The 1,737-nt window shown below is 49.8% G+C and carries 1 rRNA gene; it reads left to right on the top strand.

The window, feature by feature from the left end:
* Positions 1-105: 105 nt before the first annotated feature.
* A 16S ribosomal RNA gene (locus HMPREF3031_RS09410) occupies positions 106-1,657 on the top strand.
* Positions 1,658-1,737: the final 80 nt, after the last annotated feature.

The following is a 1,737-nucleotide window of genomic DNA, read 5'->3' as shown; positions in this document are numbered from 1 at the left end:
TTGAAAACTGAATGACAATATGTCAACGTTAATTCCAAATTAACAAACGTCCTAAGGACGTTTTAAAACAATTAGTTTTTATGAGCTAGTCAAACATCATAAATTATTATGGAGAGTTTGATCCTGGCTCAGGATGAACGCTGGCGGCGTGCCTAATACATGCAAGTCGAGCGAACAGACGAGGAGCTTGCTCCTCTGACGTTAGCGGCGGACGGGTGAGTAACACGTGGGTAACCTACCTATAAGACTGGGATAACTCCGGGAAACCGGGGCTAATACCGGATAACACATGAAACCGCATGGTTTCATGATGAAAGACGGTTTTGCTGTCACTTATAGATGGACCCGCGGCGTATTAGCTAGTTGGTAAGGTAACGGCTTACCAAGGCAACGATACGTAGCCGACCTGAGAGGGTGATCGGCCACACTGGAACTGAGACACGGTCCAGACTCCTACGGGAGGCAGCAGTAGGGAATCTTCCGCAATGGGCGAAAGCCTGACGGAGCAACGCCGCGTGAGTGATGAAGGTCTTCGGATCGTAAAACTCTGTTATTAGGGAAGAACAAGGATGTAAGTAACTGTGCATCCCTTGACGGTACCTAATCAGAAAGCCACGGCTAACTACGTGCCAGCAGCCGCGGTAATACGTAGGTGGCAAGCGTTATCCGGAATTATTGGGCGTAAAGCGCGCGTAGGCGGTTTTTTAAGTCTGATGTGAAAGCCCACGGCTCAACCGTGGAGGGTCATTGGAAACTGGAAAACTTGAGTGCAGAAGAGGAAAGTGGAATTCCATGTGTAGCGGTGAAATGCGCAGAGATATGGAGGAACACCAGTGGCGAAGGCGACTTTCTGGTCTGCAACTGACGCTGATGTGCGAAAGCGTGGGGATCAAACAGGATTAGATACCCTGGTAGTCCACGCCGTAAACGATGAGTGCTAAGTGTTAGGGGGTTTCCGCCCCTTAGTGCTGCAGCTAACGCATTAAGCACTCCGCCTGGGGAGTACGGCCGCAAGGCTGAAACTCAAAGGAATTGACGGGGACCCGCACAAGCGGTGGAGCATGTGGTTTAATTCGAAGCAACGCGAAGAACCTTACCAAATCTTGACATCCTTTGACAACTCTAGAGATAGAGCTTTCCCCTTCGGGGGACAAAGTGACAGGTGGTGCATGGTTGTCGTCAGCTCGTGTCGTGAGATGTTGGGTTAAGTCCCGCAACGAGCGCAACCCTTAAGCTTAGTTGCCAGCATTAAGTTGGGCACTCTAAGTTGACTGCCGGTGACAAACCGGAGGAAGGTGGGGATGACGTCAAATCATCATGCCCCTTATGATTTGGGCTACACACGTGCTACAATGGACGGTACAAAGGGCAGCGAACCCGCGAGGTCAAGCAAATCCCATAAAGCCGTTCTCAGTTCGGATTGTAGTCTGCAACTCGACTACATGAAGCTGGAATCGCTAGTAATCGTAGATCAGCATGCTACGGTGAATACGTTCCCGGGTCTTGTACACACCGCCCGTCACACCACGAGAGTTTGTAACACCCGAAGCCGGTGGAGTAACCTTTTAGGAACTAGCCGTCGAAGGTGGGACAAATGATTGGGGTGAAGTCGTAACAAGGTAGCCGTATCGGAAGGTGCGGCTGGATCACCTCCTTTCTAAGGATATATTCGGAACAGTTTCGCAGGAAACTGAAACGGAATAACGTGACATATTGTATTCAGTTTTGAATGTTTAT

Origin of the sequence: Staphylococcus sp. HMSC072B07 (genome assembly GCF_001815505.1) — a bacterium.
Lineage (GTDB): Bacteria > Bacillota > Bacilli > Staphylococcales > Staphylococcaceae > Staphylococcus > Staphylococcus simulans.
This window is presented reverse-complemented; position numbering and strand designations above follow the sequence as displayed.